At 71.6% G+C, this 15,679-nt stretch carries 12 protein-coding genes; all 12 read right to left on the bottom strand.

The annotated features are described in order from the left end of the window. Positions 1–292: 292 nt before the first annotated feature. The 12 genes from GTZ93_RS07720 to GTZ93_RS07665 are packed head-to-tail and all read right to left on the bottom strand — an operon-like array spanning position 293 to position 15,628. Positions 293–2,809, bottom strand: coding sequence for a baseplate J/gp47 family protein (locus GTZ93_RS07720; protein ID WP_161662709.1), 2,517 nt, complete (start codon positions 2,807–2,809; stop codon positions 293–295). Beyond that, entirely contained in the window at positions 2,806–6,573 is a 3,768-nt protein-coding gene (locus tag GTZ93_RS43215; protein ID WP_139921731.1) for a baseplate J/gp47 family protein, read from the bottom strand. The genes GTZ93_RS07720 and GTZ93_RS43215 overlap by 4 nt, the downstream gene beginning before the upstream one ends. Further along, positions 6,570–6,944, bottom strand: coding sequence for a GPW/gp25 family protein (locus GTZ93_RS07710; RefSeq protein ID WP_121751450.1), 375 nt, complete (start codon positions 6,942–6,944; stop codon positions 6,570–6,572). The genes GTZ93_RS43215 and GTZ93_RS07710 overlap by 4 nt, the downstream gene beginning before the upstream one ends. Continuing rightward, positions 6,944–8,131, bottom strand: a complete 1,188-nt coding sequence (locus GTZ93_RS07705) for a phage late control D family protein (RefSeq protein ID WP_120574502.1) — start codon at positions 8,129–8,131, stop codon at positions 6,944–6,946. Before GTZ93_RS07705 ends, GTZ93_RS07710 begins: the two co-directional genes overlap by 1 nt. Next, a complete protein-coding gene (locus GTZ93_RS07700) occupies positions 8,131–8,409 on the bottom strand; it encodes a LysM peptidoglycan-binding domain-containing protein (protein ID WP_120574501.1) in 279 nt (92 codons plus the stop codon). The genes GTZ93_RS07705 and GTZ93_RS07700 overlap by 1 nt, the downstream gene beginning before the upstream one ends. A gap of 10 nt (positions 8,410–8,419) precedes the next feature. Further along, complete coding sequence (locus tag GTZ93_RS07695) at positions 8,420–9,148, bottom strand: CIS tube protein (RefSeq protein ID WP_139921732.1); 729 nt, start codon at positions 9,146–9,148, stop codon at positions 8,420–8,422. Next, a complete protein-coding gene (locus GTZ93_RS07690; protein WP_120574499.1) occupies positions 9,145–9,357 on the bottom strand; it encodes a hypothetical protein in 213 nt (70 codons plus the stop codon). The genes GTZ93_RS07695 and GTZ93_RS07690 overlap by 4 nt, the downstream gene beginning before the upstream one ends. A gap of 18 nt (positions 9,358–9,375) precedes the next feature. Further along, positions 9,376–10,251 (bottom strand): hypothetical protein, encoded by an 876-nt coding sequence (locus GTZ93_RS07685; RefSeq protein ID WP_139921734.1) that lies wholly within the window; start codon positions 10,249–10,251, stop codon positions 9,376–9,378. Position 10,252: 1 nt separating this feature from the next. Continuing rightward, positions 10,253–10,744: a phage tail protein gene (locus GTZ93_RS07680; protein WP_120574497.1), complete on the bottom strand. Its 492-nt coding sequence runs from the start codon at positions 10,742–10,744 to the stop codon at positions 10,253–10,255. A gap of 24 nt (positions 10,745–10,768) precedes the next feature. Beyond that, positions 10,769–11,332: a phage tail protein gene (locus GTZ93_RS07675; protein WP_139921736.1), complete on the bottom strand. Its 564-nt coding sequence runs from the start codon at positions 11,330–11,332 to the stop codon at positions 10,769–10,771. Next, entirely contained in the window at positions 11,332–13,653 is a 2,322-nt protein-coding gene (locus GTZ93_RS43210; protein ID WP_161662708.1) for a phage tail sheath subtilisin-like domain-containing protein, read from the bottom strand. Before GTZ93_RS43210 ends, GTZ93_RS07675 begins: the two co-directional genes overlap by 1 nt. Positions 13,654–13,669: 16 nt before the next feature. Continuing rightward, entirely contained in the window at positions 13,670–15,628 is a 1,959-nt protein-coding gene (locus tag GTZ93_RS07665; RefSeq protein WP_161662707.1) for a hypothetical protein, read from the bottom strand. Between the last annotated feature and the right edge of the window lie 51 nt (positions 15,629–15,679).

Here is a 15,679-nt window from a genome sequence, read left to right as displayed (position 1 = left end):
TCAGTGCCGTGCACCTTCCGCCCGACACGGTCCCAACTTTCACTGCTCGGCTGGAGCAGAGGTCCCCCGCCTCGGTCCTCCAAACCTGTCCGACTGTCGGACAGGTTTTCACGGCTCGGCTGGCACGGAGGTCCCCGGCCTGGGTCCTTTAATCCTGTCCGACTGTCGGACAGGTTCATGCGGTGCGCCGCAGCCGGGAGTCCCCGCAGGGTTCCCTCTTTCTCAGCCACGGAGACTGACCCCATGTCCGCGGGCCTGGGGCGGGGGCCGGTCGGGCGCGTCGAGGCGGGGCTCATAGATCCTGGGCCTCCTCGTAGGTGAGCGCGACGCCATCGCTTTCTCCGGACGGCGGGGCCCAGGCGAGCAGCTCGCCGGGCGCGGTGACGATGCGCTCGAAGAGTGCTGGCGGCGTGCCTTCGCGATGCAGCCGCTGCACCACCACCGAGCGCAGGCCCGTGATCTCCGCGAGCGCGCCGTATACGTCCGACAGCTGCAGATCCTGTCCCAGCTCCACGCGATCCGGATCCAGCAGACCAGGCTCACGCTCCGGGTCTCGGTCCACGCCCAGCCGCAGGCGCGTCTCTTGAAGCACCGCGACCGGATCAGCCCCCTTCACCACGCGCAGCAGCACCCGCAGCCGCACTTCCACACGCTGCCGGTTGATCAGGTTCAGCTCCACCTTCGGCGCCACCCGTGCCGCCAGATGCGCGTGGAGTTCTTCCAGATCGGCTGCGCCCAGGGCTGCTCCTTCCGGCCCGGCCACCACCACCTTCAACGAACGGCGGCGCACGCCATCCCGGAACACGTTCGCGCGGTGCACGCCGTCGAACACCAACGTCAGCGCCTGCACGTCCGAGAGCGACACGGCGCGGTCCATCGCGCCCACCGTGGCGGGCCCTCGCACGCGCGCCAGCGCCGGTGCCTCCGGATCCGTTCCTCCGGCCAGCGGCAGCGGGTTGAACGTCTTCTCCACGCAGGGATGCGGGCTCGCCATCGCCAGCAGCCGCAGCGCGGCCCGGTTGCCTCCCGTCCCTCTGCCCACCCGGTAGCGGACCCGCACCTCCGTGCCCAGGGGCAACGCCGAACCGTGGTCCCCTTCCCCGAAGCGCAGCCGCGCGGCCCCGGCCGGCAGCGACTCCACCGCGAAGGCCAGCTCATCAGGCGCGGCGTCCAACAAAGAATCCACCGGATGCCACGCGCGTCCCCCCACCGTCAGGGACACCTCCGGCCGGCGGCCTCCCGCGCGGCTCGGGTCGCGCAGCCAGGTCACCGGCCCATGCAGCAGCGACACCGTGCGCAGATCCAGCGAAGGCACGGCGACCTCCTCCACCGTGGAGCCCTCGCTGACGAGCGTGTTGTTTCCCAGCAGCACCACGCCGTCCAACGCGTACGCGCGCGACAGCGGCGGCTGGAACGTCACCTGCGTCATCGGCGTTCGCTGGCCGGGCGGAACCTCCGTGCGGACACGCAGCACTCGCAGTGCTTCGCGGTAGATCCGCTCCGTGCCCTTCGCGCCTCCGGGGCCCAGACGCTCCACGTCCTCGGCCAGCACGAACCAGTCTCCCGGCCGCACCGGCGGTTCCTGCGAGGTGAGCCCGGAGGCATCCGTCAGCGGCAGCAGATAGAGCGTGTCCGTACCGGATGCCGCCACGCCCAACGGCCGGGCCACTCCCGCGTCCGCGCCGAAGGCCTGGTCCGCCCGGTTCAGCGCCTCACTGCCCTTGAGGATGACGAGTTGATCCCGCGCCTCCTGGATGAGGCTGTTCACGAAGGCATCCAGGAACGTGACCATCTTGTCCAACCGGACCGCGTGCACGGCCGGGTCCTCGTCCGCGCACGGGGCCAGCGCCTCCTCCAACGCGGCCAGTGCGTCCGCCTGCCGCTTCTGCAAGTTGCGGAGCTGGCGGGCGAGGATCTCCTGCGACTCGGACAACGCACCCACGGGACGGCCGGGCGGAGGCACGGCCTGCGCCACGACCTTCTGGGCCTCGCACAGTTGTTCGCAGAGCGCGTCCAGCGTGCTCTTGCACGCCGCATCCCCGCCCAGGTCCAACGTCTTCATCAACGACGCCAGCTTGCGAGCATCCTGCTTCGCTCGAGCCACCTGCCGTTCCTCCAGCGGACCGTGGCGCTGCACCTCGATGCGATCCTGGAGCCCCGCGACCACCGAGCCGGGCCCGAAGATGCCGCCCGTGGGAGCCGGAGCCCCTGGCTCACCCGCCTCGCCGGAAGGCGCACCGGTCCCACCACCCGTCCCCGTGCCTCCACCTGTTCCCGCTCCTCCGCCCGTCTCCGTCCCGGTTCCAGCTCCTGTCCCCGCTCCAACCAGAGGAGGCAGGAACGCACGCAGTTCGTTGAGTTCCGGCAGCAGGCGCAGCGACGCGAGCGTCTCGAACACAGCGGCGGTCTCTTCCCCCTCCGCCGCTGAATTCACCGCCGTTCCCGGCGACAGCGTGCCGCGCACGTTCGCCTTGCAGCGGAAGTGCTGGAGCCCCACCGCCGCGGTGCCCGGACTCGGCCGATAACCGATGTGCCCGAGCAGCTTGGAGACGGAGTCCTCCAGCCGCGCGGTGGCGAGGAAGCCCTCCTCCGCCCACGCCTGCTGATACGTCCACAGCACGTGCAGCGCGAGCGCCACGCTGTCCAGCAGTCCCCGCCCCAGGTCCACCGACGATGGCGCCGCGTACGCGAGCGGATTCCACGTGGGCGCCTCGTCCAGCCGGGTGAAGACGATGCGCGCCGACTCGCCCAGCCGGGTGCGGAGCTGCTCATGCGTCAGCGCCTGGTGCGTGGAGGGAACGCGGCTCATCGCAGCCCTCCGCACACCTGCACGGTGAGGACGCCTTCCGAACCCGGCCAGTAACCACCCCGAGCAGTGGCCACCTCGTCGGGTCCAATGGGAATGACGCCCGCCTCCAGCCGCTCCTGCGATTGGGGCTCCAGCCGGCGGAAGCGCTTCACCCGCACCGCCGTCACGCCCGGGACGCGCAGCACCGCCTGGTACAGGTCCGCGAGCTGCACATCGCCGTTCAGGCCAGAGCGGTCCGGATCCAACAGGCCGCCGTCCCCAGCGATGGCGCCCACCACCGCGTCGCGCACCTGGTCGGCCTGCGCATGCGGCGAGGCATCCACCTCCAGGTCCAAGTCGAGCGGCACCCATTTGGGCGGCAGCGCTTCCACGTCCACGCCCAGCAGGCGGAATTCCTCCAGGCGACTGCGCACCCCCGCCCATCGGCGCAGCAGCTCGTCGCGGTCGAGCGTGTCCTCGTCGCGCAGCAACACCGTCACACGGATGACCGTGCGCAGGTCCCGGTCCACGGCGCGCGCCGAGGCCCCCGCCACCTCCGGCATCTGCTGGAGCATCCGCACGTAGTCGTCGACCGTGACGGCGGACAGCGGCTGCGACACACCCGCCGGTGCACGATAGCGAATGGAGTCGAGCGACTCCGCGTCGCGCCCCCCCACCGCGGGCAGCGGATTGTCCACGCGCACCAACGCGCGCACGTCGTCCATCGATTGGGCCAGCAGCTCGCCCGCGGACGCGGAGCGCTGCGGATCCAACGGCACCTGGAGCAACCGCGTGAGCACGCCCTCCCCCACGTTGGCCACCGTCCCCAGCCCCACGCGCAGCGACAGTCCCAGCGTCGTCTCCCGGGGCGGAAGCACGGCGCCGTTGACGCCGTCGCCCCAGCGCAGGCTGGCGCCACCCGTGGGGGTCGCGCGCAGCACGAACACCTCATCCCCCGGCCCCTGGACGGACAGGTCGTCCACCAGCGTCCAGGGGTCGTCCTCCACGCTCACCTGGAGCTGGGGCGTCCCGCGCCGCGACGTCTCCTCCGGCAGTGGATACCCAAAGGCCTGGACGCTGACCGGATGGAACGGCAGGGCGAACTCGCGCTCCTCGCTGCCGTCCACGACCGGGGACAGCAACGCACGCCACTGCGCGAGGCTGCGCGCGAAGGGCTCCGCCGAGTCCGCCTCGAAGCCCTCTGGAAGCGGCGTCACCGGCAGCCCGTGATGCGCGGGCACCACGTTGCCCAGCACCGTCGCGCGAGGCCCGGGTGCGGGGTCTCCCGGCGCCAGGAACACCTCCGGCGCGAACCTGCGGGGATCCCACCCGACGAAGGTCGTATCGGTGGCGAGCGCTACAGACGTCACTCGCACCACGTGCCCGCTCTCGCCGCGGCCCCGGTAGAGGATCAGCCACCGGCCGGGATCCAGCTCCGGGTACAGCCCCGCGAGCGTCGCGCCCGTGTCCCCAGGCTGCACGGACTCCGCGAGCGTCACGATCTCCAGCCGGGGGAAGTACGACAGGGGCGACTCGGTGACGAACACCAGCGAGTGCTCGTCCGTGGAGACATTCGCCACCAGCGTTTCGGCGGGAATCTCCAGCACGCCGCCACCGGTAAGGAACTCCAGCGCGGTGGTGCCGGGCGGAAGCACCGACAGGTTCAGTTCATCCAACCGCGCCTTCACCAGCGCCGCGAGCGCCTCCGGATCCAACCGGAACCGCAGCATCACCGTGGCGGAGAGCCCCGGATCCGGCACGTAATCCAGTCCACGCGCGTGGTCCTCCACGGAGCGCCGCAACCGGGCGTCCTCCAGGAAGCCCTCCACCACCGCGCGCTCCTGCTGGTACGCCAGCGAGTCCAGCTGCGCGGCCACGGCCTCCAGCAACATGGTCGTGAAGTCCGCGGGCCCCCGGTCCTCCCACGGCGCCATCACCGTGCGGGCCCGCTCCAGCATCACCGCCAGCAACGACTGCGCGTCGCGAGCCTGGTAGTCCACCAGCGCGCCAGGCGCCGGACGCTCCGGGGCCGCGAGCCACGGGCGCGGCTGAGGATCCCTCACGTCACATCCCGGCACCACGTCCGGAGCCCACGCCCCAATGAATGGCGCCGGGTCGCGAGGACCGTCGCCCGGAACCGGCACGGCCGCGCGCGAGATGGCCGCATCCGGCACCAGCCGCAGATCCACGGTCTCCGGAGGCGGCAGGCCGCCAGTGAGCAACACCGGCGGAACCTCCGGAGTCCCCGGCGTCCGGTACGGCAGGGGCCCCACCTCCAGGAACGGCGGGGCCGCGCCCTGAGCGAACAGCGCGGGAGAGGCAGACAGCTCCGCGTCCGGCTCCAGCACGAACGGCGCGCCCACGATGGCCGTGAAGAGCGAGTCGTAGGCGCGAATCTCTCCAGGCCCCAGCCGCAGCCCATGCGCATGCCGGTGCCAGGTGAGCTGTGCCAGCAACAGCTGCTCCGCCTGGAGCCAGCCCGCATGCACGGACGTCCAGGCCTCGGTGCGTCGCACCAGCGCCGTGCGCAGTCCGCCCTCCAGTTGCAACGCGGTGCCGGTGATGACGAAGAGGGAGCAGTCCTCGATGGCGATCTCCCCCGGCGTGCCCACGTCCAGCACCGGCTCAAGGCCGCCCAGCGGCGCGGCCACGTGCAGGCCCACGACGTCCGCATCGGTGGGAAACGCAGGCAGCGTCAGCGGCCCCACGACCGAAGCAGACAGTGCATCCAATGCGGCGATGAGCCAGTCCGACCAGGACGCCTCGGGCTGCGCGGACACCGGAACAGGCGCCGCGGACACACGGCTCACCTCCACGTCACGAACCACCACCGGCTCCAGCGAAGGTCCCCCCAGCACCCGCATGCCCGTGGCGCGCGTTCCGGCGGAGACATCCTCCACCTGGCCCATGGCCACTTCGATGCTCCGCCCGCCCAGCGCGAGCACGCCCATCGGGAACCCGCCCTGCACCCGCTGCACGGTGAAGCCACGCACCTGGAGCGCGCCCGCCGAGGCCACCAAGAGCCCGATGCTCCACTGCACCCCGAACGCATCCACCTCGCTCACGGACACGTCCACCATGGACAGGCCCTCGCCCTCCTCCCGAGCCACCAGCACCCGAGCTCCGGTCGCGTTCGGCCCGGAGACCTGCGACACCGTGAGCCCGGACAGGTCCGCATGGGTGAAGCCCGCCAGTTCCAGGCCCACGCCCATCTCCATGCCCATGACGTTGCGCACCGACACGTCCGCCCACTGCGAACGTTGGCAGACCGCCCGCACGCCAAAGGCCTCCCCCACCGTGGCCCTCACGCCGTCCACGGACAGGCCCGTGACGCGGGCCTCCGTCGCCAGCAACCGGAGCCCCGTCGCCACCTCGCCCTTCGCCTGCGTCACCGTGAGCGAGTCGATGACCACCGTGCCGTCCGGCGTCTCCACGCTCATCGCCGCGCAATCCCCCGACGCCGTGGCGCTCACCGTGACGTCCGACACCTCCACCCGCGCCCCCAGGAGGACCAACCCGGCGTCCAACGCCACCACCGTCACGCCCGACAGTCCGGTGACGAGCCCGGTGACTTCGAGCGTCCCGCCGTCGAGCTTCAGCGTCACGCCCGGGCCGCCCGTGAGCCGCAGCGCGTGCGCGGGCGTTCCGATGACGAAGTCCGCAGTGAGCACGCCCTCGCCCACGGGCAGCACCCACTCCACCTCGCCCGGCGGAGTGGTCTCCAACGCGGCCTGTGCCTCCGCGAGCGACGCCTCCAGCGGCAATGTCAGGACCCGCGCGCTCACGGCGGCGCCTCCAGGTCCCGGCGGAACAACTCCGCGTGTTCCTCGCCCGTCGCCAGCAGCGTGTAGAGGATGTCCACGTAGAGCGTCGCGTCCTCGGCGCTCACCTTCACCGCGTCCAGGCGCACCTGGTCGCGCATGAACTCCTGCACATTGAGGCGGATGATGTACTCGGCCGTGGCGGCGGCCTCCGGACTCGCGGCGCCGAACACCATCCGCTGCACGCCGCACCCGAAGCGCGGCCGGTTCACCCGCTCCCCGGGCAGCGTGAAGAGCAGCTGCTCCAACTGCTGGCGGATGACCTGCGAGGGCCCCACCGTGCGCGGCGTGCCCAGGTCTCCCAGCTGGAAGGGGAAGTTCAGGCCGCGCCCCATCACGCCACCCCGTTGAGCGCGTCGCGCGCCAGGTCCACGTCCACTTCGTAGCGGGCCAGCGCCTCCGCCCACACCCAGCGGTGCCGCGCGCCGCGCACGTACCAGGTGCCATCCATCAGCTTGCCCGCCCCCACGAGCCCCACCGGGCGCCGCGCGCGGAGGATGCGCTCGTAGCGCAGGCCCTGCACCGTGCCGTTCGCCTCCGCGAGCCAGTCCGCCTCGCGGTAGTCCGACCACGCCAGGTTCTCCACCTCCGGCACGTCGTGCGGCACGTCCACGTACTGCAGGCCCACCGCCTTCGTCTGGGGCCGCTTCGGCAGCACCGCCGCCATGCGCGCCTTCAGGATGTCCGCGCGGCTCGTGGGTCCCATGCGCGGGAAGCGCGGCGCCGTCACCGTGGCGGAGCGGATCCGCCGCGTACGCTCGTCGATGTGCTCGCCATGCAGCTCCGTGGGGCGGTGACTCTCCCAGCGCGCCTTGAGCTCGATGACGGTCGGCGTGGAGCGAGGAATGAGCGACAGGTCCGGCTGCTTCGCTCCGTCCGGCCGGGGCAGGTGGAAATGGCCCACGCTCTCCGGCGCCGCGTTGGCGCCCGCGCCCACCGGCCCCTGCTTGCGCTCCACGAAGACCTCGAAGCCGTTGCGTCGCGCGAGCCACCGGAGGAGCGACGCATCCGTGCCGCGCTGGAGCACCACCGCCCGCGCCGGGTCGCGCACGGGCGCAGTCTCCTGCACGTCCAGCGCGAAGCCGTATTCACCGTACAGCTGCCGCACGATGCCCGCGTCGGACAGCCCGCTGAACGAGCGCGTGCGCTCCTCCAGGTGCATCAGGCACGACGCGTCCAGCCCGTACACCTCCAGCGACGAGTCCGGCATGCGGGAGGGGCCGAAGTACGGCTCCACCGCGGTGATGTACCCGTCGAACACCACGTCCTGCACGTCCGGCGCCTCGCTGTCCGGAGCGCCCAGCCCGAAGCTGATGGTGACGCGCTTGAGCAGCGCGAAGCGCCCGTCCGCCAGCGCGTCCCAGTCCCCCGAGTTCGTGGGCGCCATGTCCAGGGACAGGTGGAAGGAGGACGCGTCGTCGGTGCGCTCGTCCACCTCCAGACGCGACACCCTGCCGCGGGCGTCCGTCATGGGCTGCCCGTCGATCCACAGCTGGAGGAACGCCGCGCGCTGATCCGCCATCAGGGCTTCTCCGGGATGAACAGCACCGTTCCCGGCTCCAGGAGCGCCTCGGGCTCGAAGGTGGGGTTGGCGTCCACGATGCGCCACGCCTGATACGGGTCGCTGAAGTAGCGCTGCGCGAGCAGGTCCAACCGGTCCCCCGCCACCACCTTGTGCAACAGGGACGTGGGCACGCTCGGCGCCACGCGGGGCACGTACAGCGACACCGTGGCGCCCTCCGGCCCCAGCGGCACCGCGTACGTCGGCAGGTCCTTGTGTCGCGAGGAAGGGTCGCTCATGGCCGTCTCTTCAGCTCGCCCCGTTGAGCTTCACCTGCGGCGCCAGGGCCTGCGCGATGAGGGTGCTCGCGTCCGCGCCCTTCACCGCCGCCAGGTCCTCCATCCGCAGGCGCTGGTCGCGCAGATTCGCGAACGCCTGCTCCACCTTGCTGTTCGCCGCGTTCTCCCCCACCTCCAGGATGCGCATGCGCAGGTCCACCTCCGCGCGCAGTGGGAACAACGACGGGTCGAATCGCTGCTCCACGATGGTCATCCCGGTGATGACCACCGGGAAGGTGCGCGGCCCCAGCATCAAGAGCAGCTCCGTGGGGTTGAGCGAGACGAGCTTCGTCGCGGGCTTCTTCTCCTCGTCCCCCGTCTGGTCCTTGCCCAGCGCCATGCCCTCCAGCATGGCCAGCTCCGGCAGCACGCCCTGGATGCCCTCCCCCTTCGTGTCGCGCAGCAGCGCCTCCGTCACGTCGAAGACGAGCTTCAGGGCAATGGTCTCGCTCTTGGCGTGCAGGCCGCCGCCGCGCTGACCGTCGGTGAGAATCTTGGTCTGCTCGGGCGTCTTGCCGGGCTTCGTCTCCCACTGGCCCGCGCGCGTGCGCGTCACCGTCTCCGGGTTGTACTGGAAGCGCAGCGCGATCACGCCCGACTCGGCCTTCGGGTCGGCGGACGACGGCGGCAGCGTCACCAGCATGCCCTTCTGGAGCTGCTGATCGAACGCGATGAGCGTCGGGTCCAGGTTGCGCGTCATCCGTTGCCCCGGGCGCCGGGCGGCTCGCGCTGGGCGAGGCTCCGGGCAATGGCTTCGTTGTTCTTGTCCATCAGCGCCACCACCGTCTGGGTGAACAGCTTCACGAACTCCTTGGGGTTGTCCGGCACGCTGCGCAGCATCCACGCGAGCTCACGCTCCAGCTCGCGGCGGGTGAGTCCGACCTGTCCTTGCACCGGGGGTGGGGCCATGGCGTGCGCGTCCTCTCGTCAGCTCCAGCCATCCACCAGCGGACGGCCTTCCAGCTCGTTGCGAAGCAGCTCCAGGTAGCGCCACCGCCGGGCCCGCGGCAGGGCCAGGATGTCCGCCTCCGACCAGTGGTAGTGGAAGGCCAGCACGTGCACCTCCGTCTCCAATCGCGCCGCCCCACCCCGCAGCTCGCGAGCCAGCAGTGCGAACGGATCCAGCTCCAGCTCCAACCACGCGGCGCACTTCGGACAGCGCGCCAGGAGCCCCAGATCCGGCGCGCTCGTGCCGTCCGCCAACGCCAGCGCCACCGCGTGCCGTGAGCGCGCGGGCAGGGCCAGCCACGCGGAAGGCGTCAGCGTCTGCCCATCCACCACCACCAGCCGCGACCACAGGAGCGCGGACCGCTCCTCCCGCGTGCCCTGCACTTCCGCGAGCAGCGCGTCGTCCTCGCCCGTGGGCTCGCGCACCTCCGCCCGTCCCTCTGGCAGCGCCACAATGAGCACCTCCGGCGCCGCGTCCACCCGCTCCGGAGAGAGCGCGGAGAGCCGCACGTCCACGTCCGCCATCGCCTCGCATCCAGGCGCGGGGCAGCGCGCCACCAGCGTCGCCCGGTCCCCGTACATCCGGGCCCGCAGGTGCAGCGCCAGGTGGTGCCGGTCTCCGCGCGTGAGGCAGGCCGCCAGCTCCTCGTCCACGCGCGAGTAATCCCCCAACCGTCCCAGACACGCCGCCAGCCACCCGCTCACCGCGCGCGGGCCGGGACGCTCGCCGGCCTGGGCCAGCGCCCACTCCTCGCGGCCGGTGAGCGGGCGCAGCTCGCCCTGGCGGTGGCAGCGGCCGTCCTCGTCGAAGAGGCCGTGCGGCAGCAGCACCGGGATGGGAGGTTCCAGGAGCACGTCAGACCACCGGCTCCAGCGTGAAGCCCTCGTGCTGGACCTCCAGGGACTCGATGAGGATCTCGTTCGCCTCCGCGGCCAGCTCCGACATCGCGGTGAACTTCGAGACCCACGCGTTGCGCAGCACGAACTTCTTCACCGCGCGGTTGAAGTCCAGGTCGAAGACGAGAATCTCCACGGTGCGCCGGAAGTCCGGCTCCGCCGAGCGGAATCCGGGCGTGGCTTCGTGCCGGATGAGCTGGGTGGCCCAGTCCCGGAACGTCGTGTCCTGGGTGAGGCCCGCCTCCAGTGTGAGGGGCTCGTAGTGCACCCGGCCCGGGGACAGCTCGTCCACGGAGGACGGGCTGTTGCCGGAGCGGAACTTCACCACCTCCACGGTGCCGGTGATGCCGGAAATCTTCCGGCACGCGGCCACCTCGATGTTGTTGAAGAGCACGCGGAAGTTGAAGTTGCGGTACGGGTCGCGCTTCGTGGATTCGACGAATCGGGGCATGGCTTCACTCCTCGAATGGGGACGTCAGGGCGTCGGGAGGCTCGTCGCGGGCATGGACAGCACGGGCCGGGGCACCGGCTCCCAGCCCTCGTGGGTGAGCTCCAGCGTCAGGAGCGCCACCTCGCCCGCCATGGCGTCCAGCTTGGGCAGGGCGTGGAGCTTGCTCACCCACGCGTTGTGCACGTGGAAGCTGCGGATGCGCGCCTCCATGCCTCCGGGCGGCGGCACGGCCGTGGGGTGCGCGTAGGCGTCCCACACGTCGATGAAGAGGTCGCGCTTCACCGGCTCGCCGGGCGCCTTGCCGGTGCGTGCGAACTCCAGCACCGCGCGCGCCCAGCGCTCCAGCGTGTCGTCCAGCGCCAGCCCCTGCTCCAGCACGAGCGGCTCCCAGTTCACCTTGTGGGGCTGCGCGTAGCGGTGCAGGTTGTTGCCGCCCTCCCACGTCTCATAGGCGCCCACGCTGACGGACAGGCCGGACACGGTGCGCACTCCCGCCACGTAGTCGCCGGCCGCGGACGTGCTCATCCGGAGCCGGAACTGGAAGGTCCGCAGCGGGTTGCGGGCGTTGGCGGGGACGGGCGTGGGCATCAGGCCGCCAGCAGGCTCTTCTGGCTGATTTCGATGACCACGAACTCCGCGGGCTTCAGCGGCGCGAACGCCACCTGCGCGGTGACGATGCCCGCGTCCACGTTCTCCTGCGGGTTGGTGCTCCGGTCGCAGACGACGCTGAAGGCCTCTTCCGGCGTGCTGCCCTGGAACGCGCCCTGCCGGAACAGCCCCAGCATGAACGACTCGATGGCGACGCGGATGCGGCCCCAGAGCTCTTCGTCGTTGGGCTCGAACACCGCCCACATCAGGCCGCGCCTCAGCGACTCCTTGAGGAAGAGCGCGGTGCGGCGCACCGGGATGTAACGCCACTCGGGTTCCGGCCCCAGCGTGCGCGAGCCCCACGACACGAGTCCCACGCCGGGGAACTGGCGCAGGCAGTTGAGGCTCGCCGGGTTGAGCAGATCCTGCTCCGCGTCGATGACGGGGTACTGGAGGCCCAGCGCATTGGCGAGAGAAGCCTCGATGCCCGCGGGCGCCTTCCACACGCCGCGTGTGGTGTCCGTGCGCGCGAAGAGGCCCGCCACGTGGCCGGACGGAGGCACCAGCCGCGTGGGATTGCGGCCCACGCCCACGGGGTCCGCCACGCGGATCCACGGGTAGAACATGGCCGAGTTCTTCGAGCGCGAGGGCAACCCCTCCACGAACTGCTTCGCGTCGTCCGGCACCACCGCGAAGTCCTTGTCCACGCCGCCGGGGCCGTCCGCGAGGAAGAAGCAGTCGCCCCGGTTGTCGCAGTACGCGACGCCCGCGGCGATGAACGACACCTCGTTCTTGCCGGGCAGCGCCACGATGTTGACGTCCTCCGTGTCCAGCGCGTGCAAGCCCGTGCGCAGCTTCGCGTCGCCCGCGAAGTCGGACGTGTCCAGGAGGCCCGCGCCGTCGTCGCCGCCCAGGAGGCGCAGGTTCGTCACAGAAGACGGCCGCACCACCGGGTTCGCGGGCGAATCATCCGAGTAACCACGTGCGCGCGGCGCGAAGCCCAGTTGCCGGAGCATGGTAGGCACCGTGGGCTGGAGCGTTTCGCTGATGGAGAGCTGGAGCCCGTCGAAGGACTCCGCGCTCGTGCCCGCCGTGCCGGCGGCGGCGGTGCCGGTGAAGCCGGTGGCGGAGAGCGACAGCGTGGAGGTGCCCGCCGCCGTGGCCAGGCCCGTGATGACGGTGTTGCCCTGCGCATCCGTCACCACCGACGCGACCTTGCCGACCAGCGCCACGCTCAGCGAGTGGTTCAACTCCGCGGGCGTCACCGCGCCCTTGTCCACCGCCAGGATGGGGATGGGCACCACCGTGGTGCCGCTCGGCGAGCCCACGGTGACCTTCGCGTCCTCCGGGTCCAGGTCGTACGTCGCGCCCGTGGGCTTGGGGATGGTGAGCGTGGGCCCGGTGGCCACCTTCAGCGAAATCTCCGGCGAGTCCGTGCCTCCGATGACGAAGGTGTTGGTGAGACCCGCCGCGGTAACGGCCTGGGTGAGGAAGGCCTTGAGCTCCGTGGCGGTCAGCTGCGCTCGGCCGTTGACGAACGCGGCGGCCGGCACGGCGGCCACCACCAGGGCCTGGGTGATGGAGACGTCCAGCGTCGTGCGGGGCAGGTCCGGCTGGGCCTCGTCCCAGGCGGAGACCTGGAGCTTGCCGCCGTCATAGAGGCTGTACTTCGTGCTGGCCAGCACGGCGGCCTTGAGCCGGGGAGGCACGCCCGGGACGAGCACCGCGCCGGGTGCCCTCGCGGCGAGCGCCACCTGGAACTCGTCGCGCACGCGGAGGTAGCGGGAGATGTCGTTGATGCGGTCGCCGACATAGTCCTCGCTGGACGGGTCCATGCGCACGTCCTCGAACGTCTCCAGGCGGCGCGTGGCCCCGGCCTCCGTCCACATCACCTCCACGCGGAACGCCTCGCTGGGGAAGTTGAGGGAGTCGCTCACGTTGACGCGCAAGTAGTCGGACCACTCGCCCGCGCCCCGCGCCAGGAACGTGAGGGCGTTGAGGCTGCCGCCCGCTCTGGCGACCAGGGGCGTGGACACGCCGCCCACCGCGTCGGAGGGCAGCACGCGCACGACGTAGGCGCGCCGCCCGCCCGAATCGAAGAAGGCCTCCACCGCCTGCGCGACGAGGCCCGCCTCCCCGGGCTCGTGTCCGCCAAAGGCCCGCTCGTACTCGGCGAAGCCGGTGACGAACGAGGCCAGGGCCGGGATGCCTCGCGCCGTGCGTCCGACGAACGCCGCCGTGGACGTGCCCACCCCTTCGATGGGGCGCGCACCGGCACTGATTTCCTCGACATAGACGCCCGGATGCAGTCGCTCAGCCACGTTCATCCTCCTGGTTTCAGATGGTCCCGCGCCTGGCGGTATCGACTTCGGTGACAGATGTTCCCGGATGGCCGCTGGCGCCTCGCGCAGCACCGCGCGCGATGAGGTCCACCCGCGGCGTCTCGACGAGGCGGGCGGTGCTGCGCGCGTTCGGCTCGTCCATCAGCGCGGAGACCCGGTAGTCCACGCAGCAGCGGTACAGGTGGTTCAAGAGGTCGTCGCGGCGGCGCAGCTGCGTCTGGAAGAAGAAGCACTCCTCCTGGAACACAAGCGTGCGGCCCCGGGCCCAGGCGCCCTCCACGGGACGGCTGAGCGTCACGCGGTCGCCATCCAGCCCCAGCACCAGCGCCTGGAAGCGCTGCTTGCCCACGCGGTAGCCGTCGTCGCTCGAGCCCAGCACCACCACGTCACCGGGCTTGAGGCGCGAGGCCGCCGTGACGGAGCGGCGCAGCGCCGGATCCAACGGCCCCACGGGCTCCGCCACCAGGTGCACGTGGTCCACCGTGAAGTCCAGCGGAGTGCCCGTCTGCGCCCCCAGCGTGAGCACCATGTCGCTCGCGGCGACGGTGACGCCCGGCGCGGCGACGGGCGGCGCGGGCGTGGCCTCCGCATCCTGGAGCGGCTGCGGCACCCCGTCCGCCGACAGCCACACCACGCCCTCCCCCGCCTCCAGCCGCGCGTGCAGCACCACGCCGGCCTCCAGCCGCTCCACCGGAAGCCGCCAGCGCGTCTCCGCGACCTGCGTCCCGGTGGCCTGCGCCAGCGTCGCGGTGGCCACCACCTCGCCCATGAGCCGGGTGTCCACCTGCTCGTAGCGGACGATGAGCCGCAGCACGGGCTGCCCCTGCGCCATCAGCACGGCCACCGGCAGCGACTGCGCGGCCACGGCGCCAGCGGCGACGCGCAGCCCCACCGACAGCGCCAGCCCGTCCGGGGCCGGATTGTCGGCGTGGAAGGGGTCGGGCACGGCGGGCATCGGGTAGACGAGGACGGAGGCGGTGCCGGTGCCGGACAGGCGCAGGCCCTCGGCGGTGGGAAGGAAGGACGCGCCGGGCGTCAGGTCCACGCGTCCGCCGCGCGCGCGCTCCAGGTTCTGGTCGCTGGCCTCCAGGTGCACCAGGGACAGAGCCGTGGTGGGCTCACCGCGCGTCAGCAGGCGGACCGTCGTGGCGCCTTCGGGCACGTCCTCGGCCAGCAGCGACGGGCGCAGCACCAGCTGCCCGCGCGTGGGGATGGAGAGCGCCACCGTGTCCATGATGGACGCCAGGTCCACCTGCGAGCCCGCCCACAGGTCCACCTGCACGTCGATGGCCATGGCCTTGGGCGCGCGGATCTTGCTGAGGAACACCCTGCCCTCTTGAGAGCGCTCCGGAGGCTCCAGGCCCAGAGGGCCCTCGATGCCACCAGCGACGGGCAGCACCTCCACGCTGGAGCGGAACTCCATGGAGGGGATGCCCGCGTCGGAGCTGATCGCGAGCCGGCTCCCCTCCACGTCCCAGCGCGCGATGACGCCAGCGAGCGCCTCCAGCAGCAACGGGTCCGTGAGCGGCGCGCCCGTGGGCTCCTGGAAGAGTCCACCGGTGAGCGCATCCGCCAGCCGCGCGTTGATGGCGTCAGCGAGCGCGGGGCCCGTCGCGGTGGAAGCAAACGAGCCGCCCGGCAACCCCGTGAGGGTGACGGTGGCGCGGCCATCCAGGCGCAGCTTGAGCGAGCCATTGGGCGGCACGCTGTCCGCGGAAGCGCGAGGCCTGCCGACAAGGTGGCCCGGCACACGGAAGGTGGCGACGCCCGTGCGGCCGTTCTCTCGCTCGGGTTCGGGGAACAAGCCCAGCGGGCCGACAACGGAGAGGAATGGCACGCGCGAAGGCCGGTAGCCTTCATCCACGTAGCCATGCGCGGCGAAGACGCGCACGTCGCCGCTGCGCAAGGCCACCCGGCCCTGCCATAGCAGTCCGCTGAGGATCTCGCGAATCACGCGAAACGACCCTCCAGGGCAATGTCATGTCTGGTTTCAAGCTGCAGCGTC

Source organism: Corallococcus exiguus (assembly GCF_009909105.1).
Classification (GTDB): Bacteria; Myxococcota; Myxococcia; order Myxococcales; family Myxococcaceae; genus Corallococcus; species Corallococcus exiguus.
This window is presented reverse-complemented; position numbering and strand designations above follow the sequence as displayed.

What these genes read in the sequence shown, in the direction of transcription:
- GTZ93_RS07675 (WP_139921736.1), bottom strand. Translation starts at nt 11,332, where the DNA reads ATGCCCACGCCCGTCCCCGCCAACGCCCGCAACCCGCTGCGGACCTTC.
- GTZ93_RS07680 (WP_120574497.1), bottom strand. Translation starts at nt 10,744, where the DNA reads ATGCCCCGATTCGTCGAATCCACGAAGCGCGACCCGTACCGCAACTTC.
- GTZ93_RS07695 (WP_139921732.1), bottom strand. Translation starts at nt 9,148, where the DNA reads ATGACGCGCAACCTGGACCCGACGCTCATCGCGTTCGATCAGCAGCTC.
- GTZ93_RS07710 (WP_121751450.1), bottom strand. Translation starts at nt 6,944, where the DNA reads ATGGGGCGCGGCCTGAACTTCCCCTTCCAGCTGGGAGACCTGGGCACG.
- GTZ93_RS07705 (WP_120574502.1), bottom strand. Translation starts at nt 8,131, where the DNA reads ATGGCGGATCAGCGCGCGGCGTTCCTCCAGCTGTGGATCGACGGGCAG.
- GTZ93_RS07690 (WP_120574499.1), bottom strand. Translation starts at nt 9,357, where the DNA reads ATGGCCCCACCCCCGGTGCAAGGACAGGTCGGACTCACCCGCCGCGAG.
- GTZ93_RS07720 (WP_161662709.1), bottom strand. Translation starts at nt 2,809, where the DNA reads ATGAGCCGCGTTCCCTCCACGCACCAGGCGCTGACGCATGAGCAGCTC.
- GTZ93_RS07700 (WP_120574501.1), bottom strand. Translation starts at nt 8,409, where the DNA reads ATGAGCGACCCTTCCTCGCGACACAAGGACCTGCCGACGTACGCGGTG.